Here is a 23,968-nt window from a genome sequence, read left to right as displayed (position 1 = left end):
GTTTAGGTGTTAACTATTGCCCGATTATAAAAACAGTTTATTCATCCATCGCTAAATCGGGTTAATTTAAATAAAAAGCCAACGCTGCTAATAAATGTTCTGCTTCAGGCCCTTCGCCGTTAATCCAAATACTTTGACTGTAATGCTCGTAATTTAAATTAAACGTTTGTTGGCTATAAGAAAAGCGCACCTGATGCCTATCGGCTCCCGCCGAATACTCGCTAATAGCGATATCGTCTGAATGTAGGAATAATGTACTCCACAGCTCAAAGTCTTCATCGTGAGGTGGCTCTGTCGGGGTAATGATGATGCATTGGTGTGTGTGGTCGTAATCTATTTTGCTCATATTATGCTTATTGTGTGGCTAAGTAGTTGCGAATTGCTGTTAAAAAAGCACCGCCATATTTATTTAATTTAGTAAAACCAACTCCCGACACTTTTAAAAATTCACTGTCGTTAGTAGGCATTAGCTGCGCCATTTCGGCTAACGTTTTATCATTAAATACTACATACGGTGGTACATCGTCTGCATCGGCTAGCTCTTTGCGTAATGAACGCAAGCGAGCAAATAGTTTTTTATCATAATTAAATTGCGCAAGCTTATCTTGATATACGTGTTTTGCTTGTAAGCGAGGTTCAGCCATTTGCAACGCGTATTCGCTTTTTAATATAGCGCGGGCGGCTTCGGTTAAGCGCAAAGAAGCGCCTTGTGTTATATCTTGGCTTAGTAATCCTTGGTGGATTAATTGGCGTAAAATACTCAGCCAAAACTCACTGCTTCTGTCTTTACCTATACCGTAAGTGCTTAACTGATGGTGGTTGTTATCGCGAATACGACTCGTGTTAGCGCCACGTAATAGCTCTACAATGTATCCTAAACCAAATCGCTGTTCAGCTCTGTATACACACGAAAGCGCTTGTTGGGCAACAAGCGTACCGTCAAAGCTTTTTGGTGGGTTTAAGCAAATATCGCAGTTACCACATTGCTCGCGTTGGTATTCACTAAAGTAGTTAAGTAGTATCTGACGACGGCACGTCTGTGCCTCAGCAAAGCTTGCCATAGCATTAAAACGTTGCTCTTCTACTCTTCGGCGTTGTTCATCGTCAATGTCTTCAAAAAATCGCCTTACGCGGCCTATATCGGCAGGATCAAAGTACATGATTGCTTCTGCGGCTAAGCCATCGCGTCCTGCTCTGCCTGTTTCTTGATAGTACGCTTCTATGCTTTTAGGTATGTCGTAATGCAGTACAAAGCGTACATTGGGTTTGTTTATACCCATACCAAAAGCCACAGTAGCAACGACTATTTGGATATCATCACGGGCAAACCCTGTTTGCACAAACTGGCGTTGCTCATTGCTCATCCCTGCATGGTAAGCGGCTGCATTAAGGCCTGCATCGGCCAGCTTTTCTGCTATGTCGTCAACACGCTTTCGACTAGTGCAATAAATAATGCCACTTTGGTTTTTTTGTTCTTTTAGGTAGCGCAACAGTTGCACCATAGGTTTAAATTTCTCTTCTATGGTGTAACGAATATTAGGTCTGTCGAAACTGCCAGTGTGAATGTAAGGCTGCTGAAGTTTTAACTGTTCAACAATATCAAAGCGTGTGGCTTTATCTGCGGTGGCGGTCAGGGCCATCATAGGCACGTGAGCAAAACGCTGCTTAAGTTCGTTTAAGCGAAAATAATGCGGCCTAAAATCATGCCCCCAATGCGACACACAATGCGCTTCGTCAATGGCAAATAAGCTTATTTTTAAATGCGATAATCGCTCTAAAAAGTCACGTTGTAATACTTTTTCGGGGGCTACATATAATAATTTAATAAGCCCTTGGTGAAGTTGCTGATAAACTGACTGCTGTTCTTCGCGTGCTAGGCTGTTATTCACATAAGCCGCTTTTACACCTAAAGCTTGAAGCTGCGCAACTTGATCTTGCATAAGTGAAATAAGTGGTGAGATAACAATAGTAACCCCTTCAAGAACTAATGCCGGAATTTGATAACACACAGATTTCCCGCCCCCAGTGGGTAGCAAAACAAGTGTGTCCTGACCATTTAAAGCGGCATCAATAACGGCTTTTTGGCCATCTCGAAATTCGCTGTAACCAAACACTTGTTTGAGGACAGTCTCGGGTTTTCGCACTAAGGTGCTTGAAGGAAGCGTAGATGTATTCATTGGCGGGTATTTTAGTGTTTTTTTTATAAGATGTCTTTAGCTTTACGCTCGTAGTTTTACACAAGGTATGTTTTACTCGTTGTACCTATTAATTTCAGAGAATAATAATGAATAAAGAAATGTTAATTGAACAAGTGGGTGCGCTATTTGTAAATGGCATGCCGTTTAATCAATTTTTAAATATATCGGTAGAATCACTTAGCCCAGAACAAGCTAAAATTACATTTCCCTGGCAGGATGTTTTTATAGGTAACCCAGCTCAAAAAATTCTTCATGGTGGGATTATTTCAGCCGTACTTGATAACGTAGGCGGCATGCTTGCAGCGGCCAGTGTGATAGACAAGCTAACCGATTTAGATATGAACAGTGTGCAAAAAAAATTAGCAACACTTGGCACTATTGATTTACGCACTGATTATTTGCGCCCGGGAAAAGGGGATGTGTTTACCGCCAGTGCCACGCTTATCCGTTCAGGTAATAAAGTGTGCGTGTGCAGAATGGAATTACATAACGAGCAATCAGTGCAAATAGCTTTTGGAACAGGCACGTATTTAGTTGGATAAAACCTGTTAGGCGAGTAAACTGGCGACCTTTTAAATCACTAAGTGTTTACTATGCCAATTGTTACCGAGCAGCGTAAAGGCGCAATTTTTGCTTGTCTTGCTTTTGTTATGTGGGGTCTTGCCCCCATTTATTTCAAGTTAATCCAACATGTGACCGCATTTGAAATCTTAATGCATCGTGTGGTGTGGTCAGTCGTATTTTTAATTTTAGTGGTGAGTGTTTTAAAGTACTGGCGTAAAATTAAGCACATTATAATACAGCCTAAGCTGATGCTAATGTTAGTTATTACCTCTGGTTTACTTGGTTTTAACTGGGGTTTATTTATATGGGCGATTAACAATAACCATATGCTTGATGCAAGTTTAGGTTATTACATAAATCCGCTTTTAAATGTTTTGTTAGGCATGCTTTTTTTAGGTGAGCGCCTCCGAAAATTTCAAGGGGTTGCTGTAGGGTTGGCATTCTCTGGGGTGATACTTCAATTAGTAAGCTTTGGCTCGTTTCCTGTGGTGGCATTTTCACTTGCTATATCGTTTGCACTGTATGGCCTATTACGGAAAAAGCTGCCTGTTGAGGCGTTACCCGGTATATTACTCGAGGCATTAATATTATTGCCAGTAGCACTGGTTTACTGGTGGATGATGACACCTTCTGCTACATCAAGTTTGCCTAATAACGATTGGCTTACCAACTTATTACTTATAAGCGCAGGCATTGTTACCACACTACCGCTGCTTTGCTTTACAGGGGCGGCTAAACGCCTGCAATATACAACCCTTGGCTTTTTCCAATACATTGGGCCTAGTTTAATGTTTATACTTGCTGTGGTGTTTTACGATGAGGTATTTGATACTGAAAGGCTTATTACCTTTGCGTGTATTTGGAGTGCACTGGCTATTTTTAGTTGGGATTCTTACCATCAATCACGTAAGCGTAAAAAAGCGGCCATTACAGCCGCCGAAATTGCTTAAATTTTAGTTTAACTGACTACCTTATTTCGGCCGGATTCTTTCGCCTCGTAAAGTTTTTGGTCGGCCTGTTTTAGTAACGTATCCATTTGATAAACAGGTCCTGTAGAAAAGCCTATTGAAATAGTCAGTTTTATTTTCTCTTTACTAAATTCTTGGCTGTTATTCTCTACAAAATACCTAAACCCTTCGAGTCGTTTAAGCGCCTCTTGCGGGATTTCATCTGCAAAATAAACAGCAAATTCTTCGCCACCTAAACGCGCAACTAAATATTTTTCAAAGTATTTTTTAAAGCAAATAGCCAGTCCTTTTAAAACTTGGTCGCCCGCATCATGGCCATAAGTGTCGTTAATAGATTTAAAGTGATCTATATCAATCATGGCCAGCGCGCCGTTTACCTTTTTGAGACTGAGCTCTTTAAGAGAGTTATTTGCTTGCTCAAAGAAATAACGACGATTAGGGAGGTCAGTAAGGTAGTCTGTGTTGGCTTGGCGTTTTATTGTCGCTATTTGTTCAAGCATGCCAACGTTTTGGCTTAGCCTGCAATAAAACTCTTCGTTATTAAACGGTTTATGAAGGTAATCGTTTGCACCATTTTTTAGGAATAAGCTGGATAGCTCAGATGAATCAGCGCCAGAAATACCAATAATCGCTTTTTCATCGTTACTGTAAATTCTGCGAATTTCACTACACAACTCATCGCCGTTCATATTGGGCATCTCGTTGTCGGTAATGATCACTGAGATATCGGGTGAGTTAGCAAGAACTTCTAGGGCTTTTTTTCCATCTTCAGCTTCGGATACTTGATATTTGTGACGTAACAATAAGCTCACAACATAATGGCGGGTAGATATAGAGTCATCAACAACTAGTACTTTTACATTTTCGTTACGAGGTAAACGTTTTAACTGTTTTTCGAGGTATTGATAAGCCTGTTTATTTTCTTTTATTATATAGTCAATAATAGGGTACTTTTCTACCATGTTACGCGTTTTTTTATCTATATTTCCCGTCATAACAATGGTAGGAATTTCAGCGTCTACAGTGCAGGGAATCGCTTCACCCATTGGTGCGTCAGGCAAAATAAAATCAACAACCGCACAAAAATAATCGTTTTGGCTAATCAACACTTTTGTTTGTGCTAACGTTTCTGCTACATCTACCTCGTAGCCTACCTTTAGCGCTATGTGTTTTTGCACAAGCGCTATAGCAGGTGTATCTTCAACTATTAATATCTTTCGCTTCACGGAACACCTAAATCATATTATGCAAAAATGCTGCTTAATACATGTTGTAACCGTAAAAGCGCCAAAAAGCAAATTGGTTACGTGTTTATAAGCTGTCAGATTCTGAATAACTTTCATGATTTATTGGCGCAGGGCTCGATATTTTAGAGCGCCCAAACAAGGTATGAAACTTCGTTTTACATGTCGTAAGCTTTAGGTATTTTAGCCATGCTCGCTCAATCGGATTAGTTGGTTCTTGTGAGCCAGTTACTACGGCTACAAAATTTTCTTGGTGCTCATTTTGTGGTTCAATCGTCTTACTATATAAACCTTTTAAAACAATGCCATGTTGTTCTAGTATACTGGCTTCTAATAAGGTGAAATTTCCGCTGCGGCTAAAACCACGTGGAAAATTTTGATCATCATAAAATTGACGTTGGCTAACAAATGCTTGGCGTAGTAATGAAATGTTAATGCTCATAGCTATATCCTCATACCCTATTAATTAGTTGGAGTATGATGCAAGTTTGGCAATTTTTTAAACAAGTTATTTTTATCGTGAGGATAAAAAAGTGGATATCGATTTATTAAAAACATTTGTTGAAGTAGTGCGCACGCGTCATTTCGGTAAAGCCGCAGAAAACCTATATATAACGCAGTCGGCGGTAAGCTTTCGTATTCGCCAATTAGAGCAAGGGCTTGGCGTTAATTTATTTATTCGCCAGCGCAATAATATTCAATTAACGGCGCCTGGTGAGCGGTTATTACCTCACGCGCAAATGATCATAACTGGTATGCAGCGGGCGAAGGTAGATGTGGCCCTTGCCGACAACATGCATAAACAAATTAGTTTAGCGGGCACCCCTAATATCTGGGATGCTTTTTTGCAGTTTGGTATTACTAATATCGTGTCGGCTATGCCGGGAGTGTCTTTGGTGGCTGAAGTTAAAGCCCAACAAGAAAGTACGCGATTATTGCTTGAGCGCACGCTTGATTTGGCCATTTTATTCGATCCACCAAAAGTAGATGAGTTAGTTGTTGAGCGTATTTGTGAACTACCTATTATTCCTGTGAGTGGGTATGACACGGCAACAAACGAGAATTTTTTTGATAATCAGTACGTGTATGTTGACTGGGGGACGACATTTTCGCTTTGGCATGCACGCCAGTTTACCGGTAAAACCCCTCCTTACTTTAGAACAAGCACCGGCCGAATTGCACTCGATTTAATTTTGCAATGTGGTGGTAGTGCATTTATTCCTCATGTTTTAGTAGAGCAACATTTAGAAAATGGTGAATTATTTCATGTAAAAAACGTAGAAAATACGTCAAGAGATATATTTGTAGCCTACCATAGAGATAACGAGCAAAAGGAACTAATAGAAACACTAATAAACTTACTTCCTACTATTGATCCTAACGCTTAAACGTTGGAGGTTAGGTGGGTACATATTTGCTTGATTAGTGTTCGTGTCCTTTTGATTTCAAAAATAATGCAGTTTTATTAACTTTAAAAGTCAAAAATATTTCATTTGTAATATTTCTGTCATTTAGTGGTGACAAACTGCAGTCGTTTTAAAAATTAGTCTTTTGTGATTATCGAGGAAATAACATGAAATTTGTAAAATCGAGCTTATGTGTCGCTTTGCTAAGTGGTTTATCTTTTAATGTACTTGCAGACGTGGATGTTTACGGTAAAGCAAATGTAACTGTGCAGTCTACAGATGACGGTGAAGGGTCGTTTACTGAAATTAAAAGTAACGCATCTCGCTTTGGTCTTAAAGGTTCTGAAAAAATTACCGATGGCTTAGAAGCAGTTTATAAGTTTGAGTTTCAAGTTGATGTAACTGATGCAGACTCAAAAGGCGACGACGATAATATTTCTGCGCGTAACCAATACGTTGGTGTTAAAGGCTCATTTGGTCAGGTAGTAGTGGGTCGTAACGACACGGCGTTTAAACAAGCGCAAGGTAAACTCGATTTATTTAATGACCTTGAAGGCGATATTAAAAACGTATTCAAAGGTGAAAACCGTTTAGGTGATTCAATTTCTTATGCGTCAAACTCATACGAAGGCTTTAAAGTACTTGCTACTTTTATTGCTGAAGACGATGTAGATGCAGATAACGGTTATTCAATGGCTGTAACATACGGTGATTCAGCGCTTAAAAAGAGTGCTATTTATGCCTCAATTGCAGCTGACAGCGAAGTAAACGGCTATGATGTAGTGCGCGCATCAATCCAAGGTAAAGTTGAAGACTTTAAACTAGGTGCTATGTACCAAACTCAAGAAAAAGTAGACGGTTCAGCTGAAGGTGACGGTTACTTATTAAATGCGGCATACAGCATGGGTAAAAATACATTTAAAGTTCAGTATCAGGCAATGGACTTTGACGATAGCGATGATAAAACAGCTATTTCGGTTGGTGTTGATCATAAGCTTAACAAAAACATTAAAGTATTTGGCTTTTACTCAAGCTTTGATATGGACAACAACGTAGACCAAGATTACTTAGGTTTAGGTATGGAATATAAGTTTTAACGATTAGTTAAAACACTCCCTTTTTAACCGCGCTGTTATTAGCGCGGTTTTTTTTGCTTTAAATTATTTACTTACCCGCCCATAATAGAGCTTCATTTGGAATGAGGTGCAATTCCTCAACTGTTCCCGCAACTGTAATTAGCACTTTGCTTTAAGTCAGATACAAATCAATTTTTAATGAGCGGGCCTACTCATGCTAATTTTAATGTACTCCTTTTTGGTAGTTGCATTACAAGTGGGTACTCGTGTCTAGGACAGAGTATTGCAAACTAAAGCACCATTATTAAACGTTCAAAACCTTTCGTGGGGAATAGCAAATAAATCTATTCTCAAACATATTAATGTGCAAATACCCGCAGGTAAATTTGTGGGCTTAATAGGGCCCAATGGTGCAGGTAAATCGAGTTTACTGCGTTGTTTATATCGTTTTAATAAGCCAAGCGAAGGGGTTGTAGAGTTTAATAACCGAGATATTTGGCAGCTCAAAAGTGACGAATATGCAAAGTGCGTTGCTGTTGTTTTGCAAGAAGCACCATCGCATTTTAACTTGTCGTTATTTGATGTTGTGGCGCTTGGCCTCACTCCTCATAAATCGTTATTTAGCTCTACATCGCAAAGCGAAAAAACACAGATCACTCAAGCTATAAAAACGGTAGGGCTTGAGCAGCACACCAATCAAAATTTTGAATCGCTCTCTGGAGGAGAAAAACAACGCTCACTCATTGCACGTGCTATTGTTCAGCAACCTCAACTGTTAATAATGGATGAACCCACTAGCCACCTTGATGTTAAGTACCAAATACAGGTTATGGAATTGGCAAAGTCTCTAGGTGTTACGGTGTTTGCTTCATTTCATGATCTTAATTTAGCCGCGGCTCTTTGCGATGAGCTCGTAGTCATTAAAAACGGAGAAATAACGCATACCGGTTCGCCCGCAGAGGTACTCACTGAGCACATGCTTGATGATGTATTTGGTGTATGCGCACAGATAAATAGCCACCCACAAGAATCTCAGCTTGGCAAAAGCACACCTCATATTACTTATTTTTATGGTTATAAATAACATGCTGACCTCTCGATTTCGCCATTCTGCGGCGCTATTTATGTTTATTGTCATTGCTACAGTAAGTCTGTTTTTAGCTTTGAGCTTTGGCGCAACAGATACGTCAATAAACGATGTATTTAACAGTCTTGTGCATTTTAATGATTCGTCACTGACCAGCCGTATTATTTTTGAATTAAGAGTGCCGCGCACATTATTGGCGTTTTTGGCCGGTGCAGGTTTAGCTATTGCGGGGCTAATTTTACAAACTGTGACACGTAACCCATTAGCCGATCCCTATTTATTTGGTATATCGTCAGGTGCTTCGTTTGGTGTAGTTATCCTTATGGCATTTGTGGGTATTAGCGCGGGCGTTGCCCTTTCTGCGGCGGCGCTACTAGGCAGTTTATTAGCAATGAGCTTGCTTATATTAATAGCCACAAGGCAACAAGGTGGGCAGGTTGAATCGATGTTGTTAGCTGGTGTTGCACTCTCATTTTTATTTAGTGCATTTACTAGTTTGTTACTTTATTGGAGTGAGCCGCAAGCCGTTGCCGCTATTTTATTTTGGACCTTGGGTAGTTTTGCACGTGCGCAGTGGGCAACTCTATGGGTACCATTTTTAGTGATTACACTGTGTACCTGCGTAATGATTAGCTTTAGGCGCCAACTTAATGCCATGTTATTAGGTGATGAAAGTGCCATAACTCTTGGTGTTAAAGTGAAACGATTTAGGTTACTGATGCTAATTTTAAGCTCATTAATAACCGCTGTGCTGGTGGCAATGTGTGGTGGTATTGGTTTTGTTGGGTTAATGGTGCCACACATTGTGCGCTTTTTTATCTCGCAGGGAACCGTCGCAGGGCTATTAATAACAAGCTTAGCAGGAGGCACATTTATGGTATGGGTCGATGTACTGTCACGTTCTTTACTACAAAATCAAGAGCTACCTGTTGGGGTGATCACGGCTGCTGTGGGAAGTGCGTTTTTCTTAAGTTTACTCTTTTTTAGAAAGTCAAAGGTATAGCCATGAAAACGCTTATGGTACAAGGCACGACTTCTGATGCAGGAAAAAGCACCCTGGTGGCTGCGCTTTGTCGAGTATTTGCAAATCAAGGTATAAAAGTCGCACCGTTTAAGCCACAAAATATGGCACTTAATAGCGCAGTGACAAACGACGGTGGCGAAATTGGCCGAGCACAAGCTTTGCAAGCTATTGCTGCTAGAGTCGAGCCCGAAACTGACTTTAATCCCATATTACTTAAACCCAATAGCGACACTGGCGCGCAAGTTATTATTCATGGTAAAGCGATTAGCAACATGGAAGCGGGTAAATACCACGATTATAAAAAAGTCGCTATGGATGCCGTCATTACATCACACGAGCGTTTAGCAAAACGGTTTGAGTTGTTATTGGTGGAAGGTGCGGGAAGCCCCGCGGAGATAAATTTGCGTGAAAACGACATCGCTAACATGGGCTACGCTGAAAAAGTAGACTGCCCGGTGATCATCATTGCCGATATAGATAAAGGTGGTGTATTTGCTCATCTAGTGGGAACATTGGCATTACTTAGCGAGTCAGAGCAAGCACGTGTAAAAGGGTTTGTAATTAACCGTTTTAGAGGAGATATAAGTTTACTGCAAGGAGGGCTTGATTGGTTAGAGAACTATACAAATAAGCCTATTTTAGGTGTACTGCCATACCTCCATGATTTGACTCTCGACGCGGAGGACGCTGTTGCAATAGGCAATAACGTCACCCATGCAACTATCAATATTGCAATATTATTAGTGCCACATATTAGTAACCATACCGATTTTGACGCACTGCGTTTACACCCAAATATTAATGTTAATTATGTACGCCATACGCAGGTAATTCCTGATGTTGATCTTATTATTTTACCAGGCAGTAAAAACGTACTTGGCGATTTAACTTTCTTAATAAATGAAGGGTGGGATAGGCAAATAAAACGCCACTTACGCTATGGGGGTAAAGTGCTTGGAATTTGTGGTGGCATGCAAATGCTGGGTAATATTATCTACGATCCAGAGGGTGTTGAATCGTCATTAAAAAGGGTGAATGGGTTGGCCTTATGTGATTTTGAAACCACACTGAGCACGCAAAAAGTACTCTCTAAATTATCAGCGACGATGCAGTTAAATGATTTACAAACACCGTGTAGTGGCTACGAAATACATGCAGGTATTAGTAAAGGGGCCGCGCTTAATAAGCCATTTTTAACTTTTAATGAGCATCCAAATGGGTTTGAAACAGATGGTTTTATAAGTGACGATAACGCAATTGCGGGCACTTATTTACACGGTTTATTTGATGAGCCCAACGCCACTATGGAAATTTTAAAATGGGTAAAACCAACTTTACAGCTTGACCCAATAAGTATTAATACACACCGCGAACAACAGTTAGCGCGTTTAGCAACTATGTGCGAAACACATTTAGATATAGCGCAAATTATCTCGATTTATAAAGGACACAATAATGACTGAACAGACAAACGACAAGCATAAACAGCGCCAGCAAAAAGTAAAAGAACACGTAGATGCCCGTGTTGAAGCTGCGCAAGAGGTTAAAGGTATTTTTCAGGTTATTACTGGTAATGGGAAAGGTAAATCGACCTCTGGTTTTGGTGTGGTAGCACGCTGTGTAGGCCATGGTCAAAAAGCCGCTGTGTGTCAATTTATAAAAGGGACATGGGAGTGTGGTGAGCGTAATTTATTACAAGGCGCAGGTGTTGAATTTGCTGTAATGAATACTGGTTTTACGTGGGATACACAAAATAAAGAGGCTGATACTTTAGCAGCGCAAGCAACATGGCAAGAAGCAAAGCGCATGCTTGCCGACAGCAGTATTAACTTAGTACTACTTGATGAGCTCACTTACATGGTGACTTATGGCTACATCGACTTAGACGAAGTAGTGAGCGCACTTAATAATCGCCCGGCTATGCAATCGGTTATTATCACAGGGCGCGCAGCGCACAGAACATTGACTGACCTTGCCGATACAGTCAGCGAAGTGCGTAATGTAAAACACGCATTCGATTCAGGTGTAAAAGCACTAGAAGGGTTTGATTACTAGTGATTAAATTGCTTTTTATAGGGTTAATGCTGTTTAGTTTACAGAGCAATGCAGTGGCGAAGGCAGAGCCTGAGCCTAAAAAACTACGTATAGTTGCACTTGCCCCACACATAGTTGAAAACCTATTTGCTATTGGTGCAGGCAGCAATATTGTGGGTACCGTTGACTATGCCGATTACCCACATGAAGCAAAAAATATAGCTCGCATTGGCGGGTACTATGGCATTTCTCTTGAGAAATTATTAGCTTTAAAACCTGATTTAGTGATTGCCTGGAAAAGCGGAAATCAACAGGAAGATATTGCACAAATAGAGCGCTTGGGTATCAAAGTGCATTTAAGCAACCCTACAACCATAGAAGGCGTGCAAACTGAACTACTCACTCTTGGTAAATTAACAGGGTACGAAAAGCAAAGCCAACAGGTTGCCAAAGTGTTTAAGCACAAGTTAACCGCTATTATAAAAAACCAGCAAGGGAAGCTGCCTATATCTGGCTTTTATCAGTTATGGGCCGAGCCAATGATGACCACCAGTGAAAGCACATGGATTGGCCAACTAGTAAGTACCTGTCATGTAACTAATGTGTTTGCTAATAGCACGACCCAGTACCCACAAATCAGTATTGAAAATGTCATTGTTACTAAGCCTCAGGTGATTATTATTCCAGACGAAAAGTCTAATACCCCGCAGCCAAATGTTAATTGGCAGGCATGGCCAGAGGTACCTGCGGTTAAAAATAATCAGTTTATTCGCGTTAACGCCGATTTACTTCACCGTTTTACACCGCGTATGCTAGATGGACTGGCGGATATGTGTGATAAAATAGACGCGTCACGAAAACAAATAAAGAGTATGCAATGAGCGACTGGGATACATTTTTACACAACGAGTTACAGCAACCTTATATGCAGAAAACCTTAAACGCAGTCGAAAACCGCCGAGCGCAAGGTGTTGCTGTTTATCCCCCTGAATCGCTCGTATTTAATGCATTTAATGTCACGCCTCTAAACGATATTCGTGTGGTCATTTTAGGGCAAGATCCTTATCACGGTGAAGGGCAAGCTCACGGGTTATGTTTTTCTGTTCTGCCAGAGGTAAAAAAATTACCACCCTCGCTTAAAAATATGTACAAAGAGCTGGCTACAGATATTGAGGGTTTTGTTATTCCTGAACATGGTTACTTGCAAACCTGGGCGGAGCAAGGTGTATTTTTACTAAATACTGTTTTAACGGTAGAACAAGGACAAGCACATTCGCATAAACATTTAGGCTGGGAGCAATTTACCGATAATGTTATTGCACACATTAACGCGAACTGTGATGGGGTTGTGTTTATTTTGTGGGGAGCGCATGCGCAAAAAAAAGGAAAAGGCATAGATAGCACTCGCCACTCTATTTTGAGTGGTCCGCATCCGTCGCCGCTGTCGGCTCATCGAGGCTTTTTTGGTTGTAAGCACTTTTCGCGAACTAACGAACTACTGTTAGCGCAAGGTAAAAAGCCCATAAATTGGCAGGTTTAGTTAAATAAGTTTGAGCATTAAAAAAGCCCTCATAAATGAGGGCTTTTGTGTAATTGGTGGGTATAGAAATTAAAAATCTAGCTCATCAATTGCAATTGTGTCTGCAAAGTAATCAAATTCCTCTAATTCTTTACGTAGACGTTGTTTATCTTTTATTGCTTCTATTTCGCGCCATTTTCTTTTTTTGTTCTTCTGAGAGGTTTTTCTTTTTTCATCAGGACCTTCTAGTATCTCTAATATATCGTTTAGGCTATCCATGAACTTCTCCTATTGATTTTATTGACCTCAAGAGTACCTATACCACAGGCCCAGCTAAAATAGAATAAAAAAGTGACAGAGATGTTACAAAGTTGTGATGGTTAAATGAAGGTTTATACAAGTAAAGTATTGTTTTTAAATATGAACACTTGAAATACAGTTTACGAAAAAATTTAAGCCGATGAGAGTTATTTTTCTATAGATAAAAGATGTGAGGGAGGTGGGTTTATTAGCCCGTATTTTACAGACATAAAAAACGCCGTAAATAATACGGCGCTTTTTATTTTTGTCAGCAAATTACATTGCCTTGAAGCGTTCTTCTAATTGCTCTTGTGCTTGTGCAAATGAACGAATACCTTCAGCTAGCTTTTCAGTGGCCATTGCGTCTTGGTTATGTAACCAACGGAATTGCGCTTCTGTAAGCGGCTCAGGTTTTGGCTCTTTAGGAATATCACTTTCTAGTAAATATTCTTGTGCGCCTTCAAGGTTACCTAAATCTTCTAAAAGGTTAGGGCTAATAGTTAGCTTGTCACAACCTGTAAGGGCAATAATTTCACCCGTGTTACGGAAACTTGCACCCATAACCACTGTTTTGTAATTATGGCGTTTGTAAAATTCAAAAATGCTGCGTACTGATTGCACACCAGGATCTTGTAGTGGATCCGTTGGTTTTTCCATACCGTTGGCAACGTGCCAATCTAAAATACGGCCAACAAATGGCGAGATTAGAAATACATTTGCATCAGCACATGCACGGGCTTGGGCGTCGCTAAATAGTAAAGTAAGGTTACATTTAGTCCCTTCTTTTTCTAACTGCTCAGCGGCTTTAATACCTTCCCATGTAGACGCAACTTTAATTAAAATTTTGTCTTTGCTTACACCTTCTTTTTCGTAAAGGCTAAGTAGAGTGTGTGCTTTAGCAATGGTTGCTTGAGTATCAAACGATAAACGAGCATCTACTTCTGTAGAAATATAACCTGGTACAATTTCACTAATTTCTTTACCAAGTAATACAGCAAAATAGTCACATGCAAGTTCTAGTTGTTTAGCTGGCTCTTGCTCGGTTTCTTTTGCATAGCTCCAAGCTTTATCTAGGTAAGGCTTATAAGCTTCAATCTCGCTCGCTTTTAATAAAAGCGACGGGTTTGTGGTTGCATCTTCTGGTTGATGCTTTTTGATCGCTTCAATATCGCCAGTGTCGGCTACGATAGATGAATGTTGTTTTAGCCTTTGTAGAGCTGAAGTCATTTGCTTTCCTCATTCCAAGCAAGTTAAAAGAATAATCTACCCTTAATATATAACATTCATACTGCAACAGTGTGACAATGCTTGATAGGTCTTATGTCCTTATCAATTAAAAAACGGCAATGTATGAATTTTTAAGGGAGGATTTATTTAAACAAAACGTGCTTTTCGTTTCATTTAATGTTGAAATTGACATTAAATAATTTACAAGTCAATAGCTAACCATGATAACTGTTATTTCACCTGCAAAAAATCTTGATTACGACACGCCACCGGCAACCGATAAGTTCACTCAGCCTGAATTACTCGAGCATAGCGAGGAACTCATAAAAGTATGCCGTGAACTAACACCTGCGCAAATTGGCAGTTTAATGAAAATTAGCGACAAGCTTTCAGGCCTTAACGCAGCGCGTTTTAGCGAATGGTCGCAACCTTTTACCTCTGATAACGCCAAGCAAGCCGCACTTGCTTTTAATGGTGACGTATACGGTGGGTTAGAGGCGAGCACGTTAACTGCAAGTGACCTTGATTACGCGCAAAGCCATTTGCGTATATTATCTGGATTATATGGTTTATTAAAACCGCTTGATTTAATGCAAGCGTATCGACTAGAAATGGGCACTAAGCTTGAAAACTCGCGAGGTAAAAACCTGTATGAGTTTTGGGGCAGTATTATTGCTGACAAACTAAACGAAGTAATAAAAGCACAAGATGCACAATATCTTGTTAACCTTGCCTCTAACGAATACTTTAAAGCGGTAGATAAAAAAGCGCTTAACGCGCAAATTATTACGCCGCACTTTAAAGACTGTAAAAATGGGCAATATAAGGTCATTAGTTTCTACGCTAAAAAAGCACGTGGCATGATGGCGCGTTACATTATAGAAAACCAAGTAACGCAGTTAAGTCAGCTAAAAGAATTTACCGTTGCAGGTTATTACTTTAGCGCTGAGGCAACAACTAAAGAGTTAGAGCCTGTATTTATGCGCGACGAACAAAGCTAACGTGTTAAATACAGCTAAACATATATTTAAAAAGCCATGCAATGCATGGCTTTTTATACGCTGGCGCTAAACTTGCACCTATGAGTAAAGTATTCACATTATTATTTACTCATAGGTGCACAAAAATGATCAGCATACCCTCGATAACAGAAGCCGAAAAACTTATCGAAGAAAAACTCGGCGGTTGGTTTGATGTTGTTATAAGTCACATCCCTAATTTTATAGTGGCGGTTATTATTGCCATTATATTTTCAATGCTAGCGCGCTTTGCTGGCACCCTAATGAAAAACATATTGCGCCGTTCACTCGACTCACAACAAATAGCCGATTTAATGGCCTCCATATTTAAGGTTATTGTACTGTGTGTTGGGGTGTTTATAGCGCTGGATTTTGTGGGGTTAAAAGGTACGGTTACCTCTTTATTAGCCGGTGCGGGTATTGTTGGTTTAGCCATAGGTTTTGCGTTTCAAGATATGACCGAAAACTTGATTGCGGGTATCGCAATGGGTATACGCAAACCCTTTAAAACAGGTGACGTAATTGAAACCGACGACGTGTTTGGCTCAGTTCACTCAATAAACCTACGTAACACGTTAATAGAAAGCTTTTACGGGCAGTTAATCTTAGTACCTAACAAGGTGTTGTTTAGAAATGTGTTAAAAAACTACACGACACTCGGGGTTAGACGTATAGAAGTACCTGTAGGTATTTCGTACGCCGACGACATAGAAAAAGCCAAAGAAGTTATTGTAGATAAGATTAACGACTTTGACTTTGTTATTCGTAAAAACGAAACCGATGTTTATGCCGAAGGCTTTGGTGACAGTAGCATTAATTTACTGGTCTGGTTTTGGATTAAATACCCAGGTGAACCAGATTTTATGACAGTACGCCACAAAGGGGTTGTAGCAGTGAAGCAAGCGCTGGATGAAGCTGATATTAGTATTCCATTTCCTATTCGTACGCTTGATTTTGGTATTAAAGGCGGGGAAAAGCTTGATGCTATGATCAGCGATAAAATTAGCCAGCAATCATCTAACAAAGGGGATGCTGATGGTTCAGGTTCAAGCCAAAATGAATAAATGAGCCAACAATACCATTGGGAATTATTTACTCACTCTTAGCGCACTTTTACATTTATATGCGCCGTTAGCTAAAGAAAAAATGACTTACGAGTCACAACAACTAAATGCAGCTTTATAAAGCTGCATTTTTTATGGCTACTTAAATGTTTGAGAAGGTGAGAACAACGTTAACTAATTATAAATTTATGTCTACTTACCTTTTGAGATGAAATTGGAAGCGGGCTATGTAATATATCGATAAGGCTAAGCCTATTGTGTAGTTACTTCCCGAAACCGACGATAACGCAGCATAAATATAAAACATGCAGTAACCTTTGAGGTCCCCTCATAGGTTGCTTCTCCTTGTTGCTTAAAGAATAGGTCATAAAGAGCAAGTAGGGCATATGAGCTGTATACGACTTTAAGTTATACGTACATAGGCGTAGTCATTAAAATAATGCAGAAGTAGGGACTGAGCTTACTGGGTCACAAATCGCGCACCTTAGTTATGTTACGCCTAGATAGGACACGCTTTAATAATGGCAGTTAAACAGGCCTCTTCTTAATATAAGTCTGTTATTTTAGGAGTAGGTTATTTTGTCAAATATTAGGTTGTAATGCACACAACTTATCACTGTGTATCAAACGGTAAATAAAGGTAGTTAGAGTGGGGTTATTCTTTGCTGTTAGTGTTTTTTGAAACTAATACAGGTATAAAAAAGCGCAGCATGTGTTGGAGTAACATACTGCGCCTAGGATCAATTTGAGTTAACCTGAACTCTGTCTAAAGAATTAAATTTAAATATTATTCAATATGTTTGTAAGTCTCTTAACCATGGGGCAGGTCAATAAAAGTATGATTTAAATAACACTAATTTTGTTACGAATGATTTTAACCCCATCCATATTTTCTAAAAATTTTTGTGCAAGCGCACGTTCAAAACCTGTTTGCGCTTGACCATGTAATACTACCTCGCCATCTTTAACCTGAACACGAATATTGCTTAATGCAAAGTTAGGGTTAGTACGAAGCGTGCTGGTAATGGTTTGTTGTAGGTTAGGTTGAGTTGCTACGCTGCTCACTACGGCTAGGTGTGTTGCTGCACTCACTTTGGTAGCGCACGCTAGCAAAAATAAACAACAAAACGAAACTAAAGCAATAGTTAACTTTAAGCGGTTCATAACTCAATCCTTTTATATAAATTAAATATTCAGCCAAATCATTAATTACTCTGGCCATTCTGTATTTAATATTACAAGTTCAATGCCAATATTAATTAATTGAAATGTAAGGATATTTTATTAAGTAAGAATTCAGGTGGGCAATAATTACATTTAAATGAGTAGGTGTTACATGCACTGGTTACATTTGTTACGCGCATTAAAAAGCCGGCATGCGCCGGCTTTGGTAAAAATGCTAAGTTATTTTTTCTTTTTAACTTTCGCTTTTTTCTTCGCTTTCATTTTTACCGGATCTTTACGCTTTTTAGCGGGTGGCTTAGCCTCTTTATGCTGAGGCTCTATACCTTTAATTACACGGCGTTTAAGCTTTTGTTCAATGTAGCGTTCTACTTTGTACAAAATACCAATATCGTGCGCTTCCACTAATGATATAGCGATACCTTTTTTACCTGCACGACCCGTACGGCCAATTCGGTGTACATATACGTCAGCTGTTCGTGGCATGTCAAAGTTAATAACATGGCTAATGTCAGATACGTCAATACCGCGGGCGGCTACATCTGTTGCAATCAATATTTTAGTGCGGCCGCTATGAAAGTTTTCCATTGCTTTCATGCGCTTGTCTTGGGGCATTTCACCACGCAGCCAGGCGGCTTTTACGCCGTTATTAGTTAATTCACCAATGAGTGTTTCTAAACGCTCACGGGTTTTAACAAACACAATAGCTTTACTAACGTCTGGGCCGTTAAGGGTGTTGACTAAAAGCTCTAGTTTATGGTGGTAATCATCAGCAAGGTGAACCCATTGGTGAATTTTAGCTTTTTCTTTACGAGACGACTCAGCTTCTAATAGAGCCGGGTCGTTTAATGTAGTTTCTGCAAATCGCTCTACGCTGTCGCCCTCAAGGGTAGCAGAGAACAAAAAGCACTGACGGCGGTTTTTAGCTTCGTCACAAATACGGCTCATTTCTTTTTTGAAACCCATGTCTAGCATGCGGTCGGCTTCATCAATAATAAGCATTTCGACGTGTTCAGCATGAAAGTTTTCAGTTTCAAGGTATTCCATTAATCGCCCTGGAGTGGCAATTAACACGTCGTTATTTTTTTCAAAAATTTCTTTATGCGTTCCGTAGTTAATACCGCCGGTTACTACACCTATTTTCAGGTGCGTACGTTTTGCTAGTAACTCACATTGCTCATGAATTTGATAAGCCAGCTCACGTGTTGGGGTCATTATTAATACGCGGGCAAAACCAGGTTCACGGCGCGGAAAATCTAATAAGTATTGAATAGCAGGAATTAAAAATGCCGCTGTTTTACCTGTGCCTGTTGGCGCAGACGCTAAAATATCACGTCCCTGAAGGGCTTCAGGAATAGCTTGCTGTTGAATACTGGTCGGCGTTTCGTAACCCATTTTATTAATGGCGTCGAGTAATTTGGTATCAAGATCAAATTCAGAAAATTGCATAGAGTGTCTAAAATAGTGGACAATTACCTTGATTATACGCGCTATGCTGCGCTTGGTGAATGAAAAGGTGAAAAAATGTCTGGTTTTGCATTTAAACAATTTAAGGTTGAACACGACCATTGCGCAATGAAGGTTTCAACCGACGGCATTTTGCTTGGCGCGTGGGCAAACTTAACGGATGCAAACACGTTATTAGATATTGGTACAGGCACAGGGTTATTGGCGTTAATGTGTAAACAGCGCAGGCCAACATTGAGTATTACCGCGGTTGAAATAGATAAAAACGCATACAATCAAGCAATCCAAAACGTAGCTAATAGTCCGTGGCCCAATATAACTATTAAGCACCAAACTATTCAAAGCTTTAATAGTGATACTCCCTTTGATGTAATCATTTCTAATCCGCCATATTTTAATCATAGTCTAAAAGGTAATAATGCCGCCCGAAATACTGCACGCCACACTGATGGATTAAGCTTTGAGGAGTTAATTAACGCGTTTAGGCAACTAAGTCATTCACAGTCACGATTTTGTTTAATACTGCCAAGCACTGAGGCTGAGGTATTTATTGAACTTGCCGTTAAAAATGGACTTTATTTAAATGCACACTGCCAAGTGCAAGCGACACCTAGCAAACCTATAAGCCGCAGTTTAATGACATTTAGCTACCTACAATCACAAACCGACAATTCAACGCTATGCATTAGAGAGTTAAACAACAATTACACCACTGATTACGTTGCTTTGTGCAAGACGTTTTATTTAAAAATGGCGTAACTGTGTGGGCAATTATCTAATAATAAAGGATAGTTTACCCGTAATGCATACGTATTCAGTTGTTATTTAATCAATCTCAAGACTAGTGTTAACCACTTGTAAATAACGAAGAGCATGTTGTTTAGCTCGCCAACATTTGGAAACACACACTATGAAGCTGAATAAAATTGTCACCACCGCCGGTTTAAGCCTAGGTTTGCTTGTACCTAACCTTGCAGCTGCTGCACCCACTACGTTTGTTCATTTATTTGAATGGAGTTGGCCCGATGTCGCACAAGAGTGTGAGCAGTTTTTAGGACCAAAAGGGTACGCTGCTGTACAGGTTTCTCCACCTAACGAACATATTACAGGCAACCAATGGTGGACTCGCTATCAACCTGTGAGCTACCAACTGCAAAGCCGGGGCGGTAACCGAACGCAGTTTGTAGATATGGTTAACCGTTGTAAAAGTGCAGGGGTCGATATATATGTAGATACCCTAATTAACCACATGGCAGCTGGGAGTGGGAATGGCGTAGCGGGAAGCACGTTTGGGAATAAACAATACCCAATTTATAGCCCACAAGATTTTCACGAAAGCTGCTCAATTAACCCAGAAGATTACGGTAATAACCGTTATCGCGTTCAAAACTGTGAGCTGGTAGGGCTTGCCGACTTAAACACATCTTCAAATTACGTGCAAAATACCATAGCGGCTTATATTAATGACCTTCAAGCTATTGGAGTAAAAGGCTTTAGGTTTGACGCGGCTAAACACGTAGCCGCTAGCGATATTCAAAGCCTTATGGCTAAAATAAACGGCTCGCCGCTAGTGTTTCATGAAGTGATTGATCAGGGAACAGAAGCCGTTGATGCCTCTGAGTATTTAAGTACAGGGCTCGTTACCGAGTTTAAATACAGTACACAACTCGGTAATACATTTAGAAACGGCTCACTTGCGTGGCTAAGTAATTTTGGTGAAGGGTGGGGCTTTATGCCAAGCTCATCGGCGGTCGTATTTGTAGATAATCACGATAACCAGCGCGGGCACGGTGGTGCGGGTAATGTAATTACTTTTGAAGATGGTCGTTTATACGACCTAGCCAACGTATTTATGTTGGCGTATCCGTATGGTTACCCAAAAGTGATGTCGAGCTACGATTTCCATGGTGATACCGATGCGGGCGGGCCAAGTGTTCCCGTTCATAACAGTGGTAATTTAGAATGTTTTGCAAGCAATTGGAAGTGTGAACACCGGTGGTCATATATTGCTGGTGGCGTTGATTTTAGAAATAACACTGCCGACAACTGGGCTGTGACAAATTGGTGGGATAACACGAATAATCAGATTTCATTTGGTCGCGGTAGCTCAGGTCATATGGCCATTAACAAAGAAGACTCAACGCTCAATGCTACTGTGCAAACAGACATGGCGCCTGGCCAATATTGTAATGTATTAAAAGGTGAATTGTCGGGCGATGCTAAAAGTTGTGGCGGTGAGGTTATAACCGTTAATAGTAACAGCACTATTAATCTAAATGTGGCGCCGTGGGATGCCATGGCAATTCATAAAAACGCTAAGTTATCACAAGGTTCGACTTCAACCCCGAATGATGATTGGCAGCGTACCGTTATTTTTATTAACGCACAAACCCAAAGTGGGCAAGATATGTTTGTACGCGGCGGAATAGATCATACCTATGCCAATACAAATTTAGGAAGAAACTGCCAAACAACCAATGTTGAATGCGCGATGCCTATTCGTCATAACAATTTAAAAAATGCCACTACAAGTGCATGGAAAGCAAACGATAACTTCCTAGATTGGTACGGTATTGAAAGTGGGCAAAGCGCCCAAGCAGAGGGTACAGCAGCCGATTGGACTACAAACGTGTGGCCAAGTACGTATGGTACACAAAAAACAGTGACCAACGACGGTTTTGGCGTTACGCCGCTTAATATTTGGGGCGAACACTATTGGATGCTAGATGTAGACATGGATTGCAGCAAAGCAGTAAATGGGTGGTTTGAGGTAAAAGCATTTGTAAAAAATGGCCAAGGTTGGGAAAGCGATATAAACCAAGCCAATACACCCTTTGCCAGCACTAACCATGTGGCACAATGTGGAAAAATAAATATGTTTAAATTTAATAGCTCAAATGTAGATATTCGTAGCTTTTAAATCTATTCGTTAAATTTAGCCTTGTACATTATTACTAAAGCCAAACACCAGAGCGTGTTTGGCTTTTTACTGCAACCATTGCGCTTAAGCAGTTAAAGCGTTTCACCGTACTCGGTCATTACTTGTTCAACCCAAGTCGCAATGCGCTCATCGCTCAGCTCGTACTGGCTGTCTTCGTCAAGGGCGAGCCCTACAAACTGTTTGTCATCGGGGGTGAGTGCCTTTGAGGCTTCAAACTCATAACTGCTGTCGTTTGGCCAAAAGCCAAGCTGTGTAAATGTTTGTGTGTTTATTTCGTCGTGCAGCATACCCAGAGCGTCTTGAAACCACTGTCCGTAACCTTGTTGGTCGCCCATGCCAAATAAAGCAATGGTTTTACCATTTAGGTTTACATCTTTTATGTCGTCCCATTTAGACTCCCAGTCTTCTTGTATTTCGCCAAAGTCCCATGTTGAAATACCAAAGATGATAAAGTCGTATTGCTCTGCATTTTTTAGTGGTTCGTCTTTAATATTGTGAAGGCTGACTATATCGTCACCAATAAGGTCACGAATTTTTTCTGCTGCCATTTCGGTGTAGCACGTAGTAGAGCCAAAAAATAAACCAATTTGCATCGTATTTATCACTGTGTAATTGCCTGATATGATAGGCTCAAGTTTACCGTAAGGTATTTTTAATTGATACCTTAGCAAAGCATGAGAGCATAATGTGACAACGCTATCTGACGATTTATCAGAAAATAAAAGCAGTATGAGCAGCAATAGCGACTACCTAGAAACCTTTTTAGATAGCCTTTATTTAGAGCAAGGTGTAAGCGAAAACACATTAAGTGCTTACCGCAGCGATTTAGATAAGTTTTGCCAGTTTTTAAAAGGCGAAAACTTAATGACGGTAACAAGGCACGACATTGAAAGCTACTTAGCGCATCGGGTCGACTTAGGCCTAAAGCCGCGCAGTACAGCGCGCAGTATTAGTGCGCTAAAACGGTTTTATCAGTACTTTGTGCGTGAAAAACTAATTACCGACACACCTATGTTAAACATTGCTCAACCCAAAGCGGGGCAATCGTTACCTAAAACACTTTCTGAAGCCGAAGTAGAAGCGCTTCTTAACGCCCCCAATACTGAAGAGCCAATGGGACTGCGCGATAAGGCGATGCTTGAGTTACTTTACGCCACAGGCCTGCGTGTCAGTGAGTTGGTTGGGCTACGCATGGAGCAAATTAACTTACGCCAAGCGGTTGTGTTTGTAAAAGGTAAAGGCAACAAAGAACGTTTAGTGCCGCTGGGCGAAGAAGCCATGCATTGGCTTGAGCTTTTTTTAAAAGTGGGCCGCGCGCAAATGATCAAACACGCCACCGATTTTGTATTTCCGTCAAAGCGTGGTGTAGGCATGACTCGACAAACCTTTTGGCATAGAATCAAACACTATGCTATTTTGGCATCGGTTGAATCGCCATTATCACCCCACACATTGCGCCATGCATTTGCTACGCATTTATTAAATCACGGGGCCGATTTACGTGTTGTGCAAATGATGCTGGGACACAGCGACCTATCAACAACGCAAATTTATACTCATGTTGCTAATGAACGGTTAAAATCGGTACACGCGCAGCATCATCCGCGCGCTTAATTTGAAATTAAATAGTATTAAGCCGGTCAATATA

The 23,968-nt window shown here is 40.4% G+C and carries 24 protein-coding genes and 1 riboswitch; of the genes, 15 read left to right on the top strand and 9 right to left on the bottom strand.

Annotated features, from left to right (window positions below):
* Positions 1-61 precede the first annotated feature (61 nt).
* Positions 62-346 (bottom strand): DUF3630 family protein, encoded by a 285-nt coding sequence (locus ATS76_RS12605; protein WP_008128966.1) that lies wholly within the window; start codon positions 344-346, stop codon positions 62-64.
* A 7-nt stretch (positions 347-353) separates the two neighbouring features.
* Entirely contained in the window at positions 354-2,177 is a 1,824-nt protein-coding gene (gene recQ, locus ATS76_RS12600; RefSeq protein ID WP_058552427.1) for a DNA helicase RecQ, read from the bottom strand.
* Between the two features lie 107 nt (positions 2,178-2,284).
* Between recQ and ATS76_RS12595 the strand changes: the two genes are divergently transcribed.
* Both ATS76_RS12595 and rarD read left to right on the top strand, forming a co-directional pair.
* Positions 2,285-2,740, top strand: a complete 456-nt coding sequence (locus ATS76_RS12595) for a thioesterase family protein (protein WP_006793162.1) — start codon at positions 2,285-2,287, stop codon at positions 2,738-2,740.
* Positions 2,741-2,791: 51 nt separating this feature from the next.
* Positions 2,792-3,712, top strand: a complete 921-nt coding sequence (gene rarD / locus ATS76_RS12590) for an EamA family transporter RarD (RefSeq protein ID WP_058552426.1) — start codon at positions 2,792-2,794, stop codon at positions 3,710-3,712.
* Positions 3,713-3,720: 8 nt separating this feature from the next.
* Here rarD and ATS76_RS12585 read toward each other — a convergent pair whose 3' ends face one another.
* Entirely contained in the window at positions 3,721-4,956 is a 1,236-nt protein-coding gene (locus ATS76_RS12585; protein ID WP_058552425.1) for a GGDEF domain-containing response regulator, read from the bottom strand.
* A gap of 85 nt (positions 4,957-5,041) precedes the next feature.
* Positions 5,042-5,416: a DUF413 domain-containing protein gene (locus ATS76_RS12580; RefSeq protein WP_006793159.1), complete on the bottom strand. Its 375-nt coding sequence runs from the start codon at positions 5,414-5,416 to the stop codon at positions 5,042-5,044.
* 91 nt (positions 5,417-5,507) lie between these two features.
* On the opposite strand from ATS76_RS12580, the gene ATS76_RS12575 reads away from it, so the two are divergent.
* From ATS76_RS12575 to ung, 8 genes are all read left to right on the top strand, one after another.
* Positions 5,508-6,362 carry a LysR family transcriptional regulator gene (locus ATS76_RS12575; protein WP_058552424.1) on the top strand — a complete coding sequence of 285 codons (855 nt, stop codon included), beginning with the start codon at positions 5,508-5,510 and terminating at the stop codon, positions 6,360-6,362.
* Between the two features lie 185 nt (positions 6,363-6,547).
* The gene (locus ATS76_RS12570) at positions 6,548-7,477 is read left to right on the top strand and encodes a porin (protein ID WP_058405857.1); all 930 of its coding nucleotides are present in this window, start codon (positions 6,548-6,550) and stop codon (positions 7,475-7,477) included.
* A gap of 47 nt (positions 7,478-7,524) precedes the next feature.
* Positions 7,525-7,663, top strand: a riboswitch (cobalamin riboswitch).
* Positions 7,664-7,739: 76 nt separating this feature from the next.
* Complete coding sequence (locus tag ATS76_RS12565; protein ID WP_058552423.1) at positions 7,740-8,540, top strand: ABC transporter ATP-binding protein; 801 nt, start codon at positions 7,740-7,742, stop codon at positions 8,538-8,540.
* A gap of 1 nt (position 8,541) precedes the next feature.
* Positions 8,542-9,546, top strand: a complete 1,005-nt coding sequence (locus ATS76_RS12560; RefSeq protein WP_058552601.1) for a FecCD family ABC transporter permease — start codon at positions 8,542-8,544, stop codon at positions 9,544-9,546.
* Between the two features lie 2 nt (positions 9,547-9,548).
* Complete coding sequence (locus tag ATS76_RS12555; protein WP_058552422.1) at positions 9,549-11,030, top strand: cobyric acid synthase; 1,482 nt, start codon at positions 9,549-9,551, stop codon at positions 11,028-11,030.
* Positions 11,023-11,622, top strand: coding sequence for a cob(I)yrinic acid a,c-diamide adenosyltransferase (gene cobO, locus ATS76_RS12550; RefSeq protein WP_058405860.1), 600 nt, complete (start codon positions 11,023-11,025; stop codon positions 11,620-11,622). Before ATS76_RS12555 ends, cobO begins: the two co-directional genes overlap by 8 nt.
* The gene (locus ATS76_RS12545) at positions 11,622-12,482 is read left to right on the top strand and encodes a cobalamin-binding protein (RefSeq protein WP_058552421.1); all 861 of its coding nucleotides are present in this window, start codon (positions 11,622-11,624) and stop codon (positions 12,480-12,482) included. The genes cobO and ATS76_RS12545 overlap by 1 nt, the downstream gene beginning before the upstream one ends.
* Positions 12,479-13,141, top strand: a complete 663-nt coding sequence (gene ung / locus ATS76_RS12540; protein WP_058552420.1) for a uracil-DNA glycosylase — start codon at positions 12,479-12,481, stop codon at positions 13,139-13,141. Before ATS76_RS12545 ends, ung begins: the two co-directional genes overlap by 4 nt.
* A 69-nt stretch (positions 13,142-13,210) precedes the next feature.
* Here ung and ATS76_RS12535 read toward each other — a convergent pair whose 3' ends face one another.
* Together ATS76_RS12535 and tal are read right to left on the bottom strand one after the other, a co-directional pair.
* Entirely contained in the window at positions 13,211-13,399 is a 189-nt protein-coding gene (locus tag ATS76_RS12535) for a DUF3545 family protein (RefSeq protein ID WP_006793150.1), read from the bottom strand.
* A 297-nt stretch (positions 13,400-13,696) separates the two neighbouring features.
* Entirely contained in the window at positions 13,697-14,647 is a 951-nt protein-coding gene (gene tal, locus ATS76_RS12530) for a transaldolase (RefSeq protein ID WP_058552419.1), read from the bottom strand.
* A 221-nt stretch (positions 14,648-14,868) separates the two neighbouring features.
* On the opposite strand from tal, the gene yaaA reads away from it, so the two are divergent.
* Both yaaA and ATS76_RS12520 read left to right on the top strand, forming a co-directional pair.
* A complete protein-coding gene (gene yaaA, locus ATS76_RS12525; protein WP_058552418.1) occupies positions 14,869-15,648 on the top strand; it encodes a peroxide stress protein YaaA in 780 nt (259 codons plus the stop codon).
* Positions 15,649-15,773: 125 nt separating this feature from the next.
* Positions 15,774-16,730, top strand: a complete 957-nt coding sequence (locus tag ATS76_RS12520; protein ID WP_058552600.1) for a mechanosensitive ion channel family protein — start codon at positions 15,774-15,776, stop codon at positions 16,728-16,730.
* 843 nt (positions 16,731-17,573) lie between these two features.
* Here ATS76_RS12520 and ATS76_RS12515 read toward each other — a convergent pair.
* Together ATS76_RS12515 and srmB are read right to left on the bottom strand one after the other, a co-directional pair.
* Positions 17,574-17,894 carry a BON domain-containing protein gene (locus tag ATS76_RS12515; protein ID WP_006793146.1) on the bottom strand — a complete coding sequence of 107 codons (321 nt, stop codon included), beginning with the start codon at positions 17,892-17,894 and terminating at the stop codon, positions 17,574-17,576.
* Positions 17,895-18,134: 240 nt separating this feature from the next.
* Complete coding sequence (srmB, locus tag ATS76_RS12510) at positions 18,135-19,361, bottom strand: ATP-dependent RNA helicase SrmB (RefSeq protein WP_058405865.1); 1,227 nt, start codon at positions 19,359-19,361, stop codon at positions 18,135-18,137.
* A gap of 75 nt (positions 19,362-19,436) precedes the next feature.
* Between srmB and ATS76_RS12505 the strand changes: the two genes are divergently transcribed.
* On the top strand, positions 19,437-20,138 hold the full coding sequence (locus ATS76_RS12505) for a tRNA1(Val) (adenine(37)-N6)-methyltransferase (RefSeq protein ID WP_058552417.1): 702 nt from the start codon (positions 19,437-19,439) through the stop codon (positions 20,136-20,138).
* A 151-nt stretch (positions 20,139-20,289) separates the two neighbouring features.
* A complete protein-coding gene (locus ATS76_RS12500; RefSeq protein WP_058552416.1) occupies positions 20,290-22,299 on the top strand; it encodes an alpha-amylase in 2,010 nt (669 codons plus the stop codon).
* Positions 22,300-22,391: 92 nt separating this feature from the next.
* Here the strand turns inward: ATS76_RS12500 and fldB are convergent, their stop codons facing one another.
* Positions 22,392-22,913 carry a flavodoxin FldB gene (fldB, locus tag ATS76_RS12495; protein WP_058552415.1) on the bottom strand — a complete coding sequence of 174 codons (522 nt, stop codon included), beginning with the start codon at positions 22,911-22,913 and terminating at the stop codon, positions 22,392-22,394.
* 94 nt (positions 22,914-23,007) lie between these two features.
* Here fldB and xerD point away from each other — a divergent pair, with 94 nt between their 5' ends.
* On the top strand, positions 23,008-23,934 hold the full coding sequence (gene xerD / locus ATS76_RS12490; protein ID WP_058552414.1) for a site-specific tyrosine recombinase XerD: 927 nt from the start codon (positions 23,008-23,010) through the stop codon (positions 23,932-23,934).
* Positions 23,935-23,968 lie beyond the last annotated feature (34 nt).

It is taken from the genome of Pseudoalteromonas sp. 10-33 (assembly GCF_001469195.1).
In the GTDB taxonomy this organism is placed as follows: domain Bacteria; phylum Pseudomonadota; class Gammaproteobacteria; order Enterobacterales; family Alteromonadaceae; genus Pseudoalteromonas.
The sequence above is the reverse complement of the archived record's forward strand: the minus strand, read 5'-3'. Positions and strand labels throughout refer to the sequence as shown.